Below are 8,685 nucleotides of genomic sequence, written 5' to 3' on the forward strand. Positions count from 1 at the left end.
TGCAGCATTCCCTCCACCTAGGATTACAACTTTTCCGGCTGGGATTCCCTCAATACCTGATAATAAAATCCCCTCTCCTTGATGTTGTTTTTCTAAATAATAAGCTCCCATAAATACCGCACGTCTTCCAGCAATTGCACTCATAGGTTTTAATAATGCTAAATTTCCATCCTCACTAATAGTTTCACCAGCAATCGCAGTAGTACCAGCATTTCTCATTGCTTCTACACACTCTTTCGACGCAGCCAGATGTAAAAAGCCCCAAACAATTAGATCCTTTTTAAAGTAATGGTATTCTGCAGGTAGTGGTTCTTTTACCTTTACTACCATATCAACATCCCATGCCTGGCCTTGATTTACTATGCTTGCTCCTGCATTTATATATTCATCATTTGTATAACCAGAACCTAATCCAGCATCTTTTTGTACTAAAACTTCATTTCCAGCTGAAACTAATTTTTGAACATTTTCTGGAGTCATCCCTACACGAGCTTCCCCTTTTTTTATCTCTTTCACTACACCAATTTTCATATCTACACATCCTTTTTTAGAGTGAGTTATAAATTAAATTAATTATTGTCAGATAAATATAAGATTCTAAATATTCACCCTTACAATATTTTTCAAATATAATTTAATTTATAACATTGGATTGCACCTACAAGATACCATTAGTAAAAATAAGAGGTCAACAATTTTGTGAAACATTTCACAAAATGTTTTATTTAGTTGATTTTCTATATTTTATATCGAAAATATGATTGAATCCCTCAACACTTTGTGATATTCTTCACAAGAATATATCTTCTCTTTTGAATTTCGATTTACTATTTTACTATATCAAAATATTAAAATACCTCATTTATTCTTATTATTCATATAAAAGAAATCTCGTTTTTAACTTCATGTTTCGGGTTAAATTAAAGAATTTCTTTTAATGTATAATTCATGGAATTTTACTCGCCTCAAATCATGTGAAAATTTTCACATGATTTGAGGCGAAATTAAACTTTCTTTACTTATACGTTTAATTTCTTTTTTATTTAGTATCTAAAATGTATTCAAATTCTATAGCTGGTAAGGATGAGGGGCGGCTATTTGTATGGATACAGGATATACTATCAAATAATTTAACAAACAGGATAAAGAATTCATAAGAGAATTTATATATTTTTCTAATTGGGAGTGATTATTTTGTCACAACAACAACTAAAAAAGGATATTGGTTTCTTTGCAGCATTAACCACAGTTATTGGTACCGTTATCGGCGCCGGAGTATTTTTCAAGCCCACTGCATTATATGGAGTAACAGGAACAGCTAGCCTAGGATTACTTGCATGGGTAATTGGTGGTATCTTGACCGTTTGCGCAGGACTAACTGCTGCTGAACTATCTGCCGCTATTCCTGAAACGGGGGGAATGATGGCATATTTAAAGAGGACTTATGGAAACTTAACTGCTTTCTTGCTTGGCTGGGCACAAACTGTCATATACTTCCCTGCAAATATTGCAGCTCTTGCTATTATTTTCGGGACACAAACGGTTAGTTTATTTGGCCTAAATGTTAATGAACACAAAATGCTAATTATCGCAATTGCAATTATCACAGCAACATTTGTAACTCTTATGAACTTTTTAGGAGCTAAAGCAGCTGGTGGAATCCAAATGGCTTCGACTATATGCAAATTGGTTCCATTAGCATTGATTATTATTTTTGGATTACTACACAAAAGTGACGTTACTTTTCAGCTTTTTCCAATTGAGGCAGGGCCCAACAAATCTATGATATCTGCCCTTGGATCTGGTTTACTCGCAACAATGTTCGCCTATGATGGATGGATTCATGTAGGGAATATTGCTGGAGAAATGAAAAACCCTAAAAAAGACTTGCCTAAAGCAATCGTATTAGGCTTATCAACAGTAATGGTTGTTTATTTATTAATTAATGTCGCGTTTCTAATGGTCATGTCTGCAACATCACTCGCAGGTACTGATACACCCGCTTCTCAAGTAGCTACAATTCTTTTTGGAGCTATGGGAGGAAAACTAGTTACCATTGGCATTTTAATTTCCGTATTTGGAACGATTAATGGTTATATTATGACAGGAATGCGAATTCCTTATGCCATGGCTATTGAGAACAAACTACCATTTAGTAAATGGTTTGCTACATTATCTAAAAATAGTCGGGTCCCTTATAATTCTGGTCTATTTATGCTATTTATTTCAATTATTATGATGGCCGTCGGCGGATTCAATACTCTTACTGATATGTTGGTATTTGTAATATGGATATTCTACACAATGACATTCCTTGCTGTATTCATCTTACGAAAAAGGGAACCCGAACTTGTGCGACCTTATAAAGTTCCATTGTATCCTTTTATACCATTAGTTGCTATTATTGGCGGATTGTTCATTGTTATTAATACCTTATTCACTCAACCTCTGCTAGCTTTATGTGGAATAGGTCTAACTGCACTCGGCCTCCCTATTTATTACACTATGCGTAAAAAGGGACAATTTGGTTTAGAAAATCATAACGAGTAGACCAGTCTTTCTTAAAGATGTGATACAAATTTTTATGATTAGATTGCAATTAATAAATAGTCTATTTTACTTCTTTATCTTTCTAAAAGATACATTAGTCTAACAAATAATAAACAAGGAGAACCCTTTTTGGGTTCTCCTTGTTTATTATTTGCCAGTGTTCTAGTTTTTTACCCTAAGTTAATTTACGCTTTATCCATGTTGCATTTCTACCTTTAGAAACTAATTTAATGTATCCCTGTGAATTTAAAGCGTGTAATGTTTTATTTATAGTACTTTCACTTATGTCTGGATACATGTTTCGAATATTTTCTTTAGTAAAAGGATTATCTTGTCTGTCTATGTATTTTTCAATTCTTTTTCTTTTAGTATGAGTGCTAATACAATTTTTTATTACACAATATAATTCTTTATATGCAACTAAAACAATATCTAAAAAAATTTTCATCCAGAAAACTACATTATGATCGCCTTGATACCAGTGAGCTGCAGATTTATACAGAGCATCATAATAATCTGATTCATATTCTTTGAAATATTTATCTATACATGTATATTTTACAAATGTAAATCCACTTTCAATTAATAACCATTGAATTAATATTTTTGCTAACTTACCATTCCCTTTATTAAATGGATAAATACATAGGAAATTTAAGATAAATTGAGGAATTAGTAGGAGCGGATGAAAATTCCCTTTAGCCCTTAATGCATTATATTGTTCGCATAGATGATACAAATATTGCGGAACCATATCATATAAAACAACTGTACGTAATTTAAATTGATCTTTTAACTTTGGAACAGAAGATAATACAAGTTCGCTTTTTCTCCAATTACCACTTTCAGAAGTTGAATAATTCATTAATTGGAAGTGCAATTCTTGAATTGTTTGCGGTTTAATAGGTAATTTGTGGTTTTCTTTTCGCACAAGTTCTAATGTTTTGCAATAACAAAATAAAGCGTCCTCTTCCAATGTTTGAGGGCTAGCATGATGATCAACTAATTTTTTTAACTGTTTATTTGAGAATGTAAACTTTTCATATATATTAGGAAAAGTTTTAATATATTGCAGTGATATATTCTTTTCCAAAAGATTAAATATCTCTGGTTTTTGAGTTTGATATGCTGATATTGCTCCTTTATATTCACTGATTTTACTTATAATATTTATTAGTTCTCTTTTAAATTCTAAATTTGTATATTTTTCTTCAAAGAAATTTCTCATCTCGTTCCCTCCTTTCCCTAAGGTTTATTACCAACTTTGTATGCTCTATTATCCCCCTAATTTTCACATTTCCTACTGTATGCTCGTTGTTTTATAAACGTCCAATAAGAATGTAATTAAACGATAGCCAGATGCACATAGAAATAACTCTCTTCCATAAATGTATGTAATTTAATAGATTTCTAATGTTTATTAACAAATAAAAAGGCACTTCCTTAACTTCTAAAAAAGTGCTTTTTATTTAATAAAATATATATGTCTTTAGTGACTTAAAGGAAACTATGCACAAAAGGTATCAACCTTTTGTGAAAATCATAACATATTTAGCTATAAATAATTATGTCGCTTCTAAAAACGTTCAATCTTGATATATTATGAACTAATGTCGTACAGAATCTTAATTTCTTAATAATGTTTAGAAAATGATTCTTTACAAGATGAAAGTACTTTATTTCTATTTAAACAAACATTTTTTCTATACTATTTGCTTTCAGAGTATATTAGATGAGGTACCTTTAAACTGTTGCTAAGAATTTATATATTCGACATAATGTTATACGATAAATTCATCTTATAGTATTGGTGACATGGTATCTTTTAATGTATGTACAGAATGATTAAAGTTAAACTTTTCTTCCGCATTTAACTCAATTTCTATAATTTCTCGAATACCTTCGCGATTAATAACAGCAGGAACCCCTATATACACATCATTATGACCATATTTATTCTCAAGGTATGCAGATACTGTTAACACACTATTTTCATTATGTAGAATTGCCTTTGTTATACGTAATAAAGACATTCCAATTCCATAACAGGTTGCTCCCTTACGTTCGATTATATGATAGGCCGCATCACGTGAACGAACAAAAATTTCGTCTAAGTCACTTTGATTATACTGACTTTTATTTTCTAAAATGGTTTGTAGCTTTTGAACGCCAACTGACACATGACTCCAAACTGGAAGCTCCGTATCACCATGTTCACCTATTATATACGCATGAACATTATGAGGATCAATCTCAAAATATTCTCCTAACATGTAACGGAAACGTGCAGAATCAAGCGTTGTACCTGAACCAATTACGCGTTCTTTCGGCAACCCAGATTCTTTCCAAGTTACATATGTTAAAATGTCCACTGGATTTGTTGCAATTAAGAAAATACCATCGAATCCGCTTGACATGACATTACGTATAATTTCTTTAAAAATCTTAGTATTTTTTTCAACTAAGTCTAAACGTGTTTCACCTGGTCTCTGTGGCAATCCGGCTGTTATTACAACAATTTGCGCATCTTTACAGTCGTCACAGCTACCCTTCCATACTTTTGTTGGTGATGGTGAAAAAGGAATTGCATGACTTAAATCCATTGCTTCTCCTTCTGCTCTTGCTTCATTTACATCCACAAGAACGAATTCTTCTGCCAGGCCCTGATTAATCATACAATATGCATAACTACATCCTACGGCCCCTGTACCAATTAAAACTACACGATTAATATTTTTATTCATTTATAGATCCCTCACTATTTATGTTATGTTTTTGTGCATTGTTGTTATTCTAATAAAAAGAGATTTAATTGATTTTGAATAAACAAATAATGAACTCGAAATACATTAATGTTCAATACCACATAGTTAAACTTAAATTCCTTTTCATATGTATTTCCAGCAAATATTGCTCCAACATTATTTCTTATTTAACTCAAAAAAATATTATGTATAGCTTCACTAGATAAGATAATTTTTCTTTATCTACATTTCAAAGATTCTTTGATATTCTGTGAAAAATCTAGTTTATACATCTAGTTAAATAAAATTGTTAACGCTTACATTTTTATTAAGATTCACTAACGGATTATCACTTTTCATAATGACATTCATGCTTATATTATCTTCATTCAAATCTAATTACTGCAAATTTTTATTTTGTATATCGAAGGTTATTTCACCTATTTTAGCAATAACCCCCTAAAAGCACTTCTATACCAAACAAACTTTTTCAAAATTCATTTTCTAGTAAACCTCCCACTGATTTTTTAGAGTTTTCTGTAATAAATTCGACATGTGATCTTGCATTTTATATTAACAAATTTAGGTCACATAAGTTGTGAATGTTTTTTGTATATTTCCCTTCCCTTATATGTCTAACAAAAACAAATAATATATTTTATAAAAGAAAAAAATATATTTAAAAGAATTATTAAAACGGTATTTCCGGCTAATTAGGCCAACTGATATAAAAATAACATTCAAAATAATTATGTTATTTTTATACGAAAATGATTATATTAGTAGCTTAAATTTTTATTTGTGTTTGTAATGGGATGTTTTCCTCACATTGAGATTCAACTAAATCGCCCTTCTGTTCAGCTGTAGGGTTGTTTTGGGTTATATAATGATATACCATGCCAACAAATACAGATCCACCAATAATATTTCCAATTGTAACTGGAATTAAATTATAAATAGCCCCACTAAAAGAAATAGTATTGGGATGTGGCGATACCAGGGAGATTGCAAATAGCGATAAATTTGCAATGCTATGTTCATATCCAGATAAAAAGAATGTAAAAACCAATAACATCATAACAATTATTTTTGCTGTATCCCCTTTTACTTGAGAAGGAAGGAAGCATGCTAGACAAACAAGCCAATTACATAAAATAGCTTTGAAAAATAGCTGTATTGTCGGTGTATTCATTTTTACTTCAACAACATTACTTATCAAATGTTCATATTCAATTTGATCAAAAATACCAGTACCATAAAATAATAACGCAAAAAATATTGCACCTACCAGATTACCTAAAAAACAAGCACCCCAGTTACGACAAGTATCTAAGACCGTTGTTTTTTTTCGTAAGGTCGAAATTGTAAAATACATTGTATTCCCAGTAAATAATTCCGCTCCACCATATATTATTAATATAAGTGCAATTCCAAAAAATAAAGAAGCACTTAAATAAGTTGCAGGTGAATTTACAACGTGAAAAAAATCCCCTAATTTAAAACATAATACTATAATAAATCCAATATAGATGCCGGCTAGTAATGCACGAACAAAATATTGTATTGGGTTTATATCTAATATTTGTTTCTTCTTTTGTGCAAGTTTTATAGCATCAGCTATCCCTTGTTCTAACATAAAATTACACACTCCTTTAGTTCATGGTTATTATAAATAATCCTAAGAATAAACTACATGTTTCAATATTCACTTTCAAGATTTTGTTCAATATTTCACAAAATAAACATACTCACTTTACAAAATGATTCAAATGATGTGCAATCTGCTATATTCACTAAATCCTAGAAGGTGCATAATACACGAATATACCTAGTCAATATAGAATAAAAGAATAATTAATCTGGTATAAAAAGTTTTAATTTATCATGTTTAGGAAAAGCACTCCATCTTAATTTTTACTTACTTGTATAGTGACCTATCAGGAAATTATTCGCATTTATACATAAAAAAACTTTAATTATAAGGTTACAGTGTGTTTGTATGCGTTATTCTTTAAAAATTGAAGAAATACTACTAGCAGCAAACATATTCAACATTTTCCATCTGAAATATCTTAGTAACATTTTTAAAATTTCCTCTAACCTATGAGTTTAATGGGATCATCTTTGTATCTCATTACCCGAATAAAGATAATTTGTGACATATTTTAAAATAAACTATATATCAAGCAATCTGCTTTTTAAAATTGTTATAATATGAACGAACATCTTTGCTCAATACTTCACAATCGGAAGGAGAAATTGATATGAGAAAACGAAAACGCTTAGTAATAATCGGTAATAGTATATCTAGTTTACGCTGTATTGAAGAGATTTTAATACAAAATCCTAATATGTATAGCATTTCTATTTTCAGTGATGAACTCTATCCTCTCTACAATCAAATAAACACTATTTCATTACAATTAGATATTAAAAATAGAATACAAAAGCAATATAATTGGTACAAACAACATAATATTAAGCTTTTTACAAACGAAAAGGTAATAGAAATTGATCGTGAGGACGAGGTCATTGTTACAGATAAACGCCGTATTGTTTTCTACGATAAACTCATCATTGCAACAGGATCTACTGCTTTTATTTTTCCCGTTAAAGGACTGCAATTATTGGGAGTAAATAAACTTAGAACAACTGAAGAAATCCAATTTCTATTAAATATTAAGAAGCATGCAAAAAAAGCTATTATTATTGGCAATGGCCTGCTCGGTCTAAAAATTGCACAAAAATTATTTGATTTTGGAATAGACGTCCACGTAGTTCATTTCAGTTCACACTTAATGGCAAAACAAGATATCTTGGCTTGTTCATTACTATGTAACAAGCTAAAAGCAAAAGGGATTCAATTTCTCATGGAAAAAAACACGGTTAAAATCCTAGGTACAGACTATGCAGAGGGGATCCAATTCGAAGATGGCACTATTAAAAAATACGATTTAATTGTAATACCTATTGGTAGGCGACCTAATACACATTTAGCAAAAAAAGCTGGCTTATATGTTAAACGTGGCATAGTTGTTAATAAGTATATGCAAACAAATGATAAATTAATTTATGCAATTGGTGAATGCACTGAACACAATGGGATTACATTAGGATTTCCAGCTCCCCTCCATGCACAAGCTACTGTATTGGCCGAGCATATAACAAATGTACAGACAAATACTCTTTTTGCATAATTTCTTAGTTAATTAAAACTAATTCTTTATAACTTTTATCAAAAAAACTCTTCTTAATAATTGTTTAAGAAGAGTTTTAAACCTTTGAAAACGTGTTAAAGAGAACACCTTAATATTGACACATTTGCAACCCCGTTACGTATTAAATTAAAGTATTAATTTAACGAATTTCCGGAAAGAATTCTCCTTCCTCA

General features: G+C 30.5%; 6 protein-coding genes. 2 read left to right on the forward strand and 4 right to left on the reverse strand.

What is annotated here, in order from left to right; genetic code table 11:
• Positions 1-531 (reverse strand): Rossmann-fold NAD(P)-binding domain-containing protein (locus CN409_RS27605; RefSeq protein ID WP_479680123.1); only part of this gene is annotated, 531 nt, incomplete at its 3' end.
• Positions 532-1,194: 663 nt separating this feature from the next.
• On the opposite strand from CN409_RS27605, the gene CN409_RS27610 reads away from it, so the two are divergent.
• The gene (locus CN409_RS27610) at positions 1,195-2,550 is read left to right on the forward strand and encodes an APC family permease (protein ID WP_000082761.1); all 1,356 of its coding nucleotides are present in this window, start codon (positions 1,195-1,197) and stop codon (positions 2,548-2,550) included.
• Positions 2,551-2,725: 175 nt separating this feature from the next.
• On the opposite strand, the gene CN409_RS27615 is transcribed toward CN409_RS27610, so the two are convergent.
• The 3 genes from CN409_RS27615 to CN409_RS27625 form a co-directional block, all read right to left on the reverse strand.
• Complete coding sequence (locus CN409_RS27615; protein ID WP_086423967.1) at positions 2,726-3,778, reverse strand: Fic family protein; 1,053 nt, start codon at positions 3,776-3,778, stop codon at positions 2,726-2,728.
• A gap of 571 nt (positions 3,779-4,349) precedes the next feature.
• Positions 4,350-5,294, reverse strand: coding sequence for an L-lactate dehydrogenase (locus CN409_RS27620; RefSeq protein WP_081143960.1), 945 nt, complete (start codon positions 5,292-5,294; stop codon positions 4,350-4,352).
• 787 nt (positions 5,295-6,081) lie between these two features.
• Positions 6,082-6,930 (reverse strand): formate/nitrite transporter family protein, encoded by an 849-nt coding sequence (locus CN409_RS27625; protein ID WP_000893013.1) that lies wholly within the window; start codon positions 6,928-6,930, stop codon positions 6,082-6,084.
• A gap of 628 nt (positions 6,931-7,558) precedes the next feature.
• Between CN409_RS27625 and CN409_RS27630 the strand changes: the two genes are divergently transcribed.
• Positions 7,559-8,491: an FAD-dependent oxidoreductase gene (locus CN409_RS27630; RefSeq protein WP_016083474.1), complete on the forward strand. Its 933-nt coding sequence runs from the start codon at positions 7,559-7,561 to the stop codon at positions 8,489-8,491.
• Positions 8,492-8,685: the final 194 nt, after the last annotated feature.

This window comes from Bacillus sp. AFS012607 (genome assembly GCF_002558005.1).
GTDB classification, from domain to species: domain Bacteria; phylum Bacillota; class Bacilli; order Bacillales; family Bacillaceae_G; genus Bacillus_A; species Bacillus_A thuringiensis_S.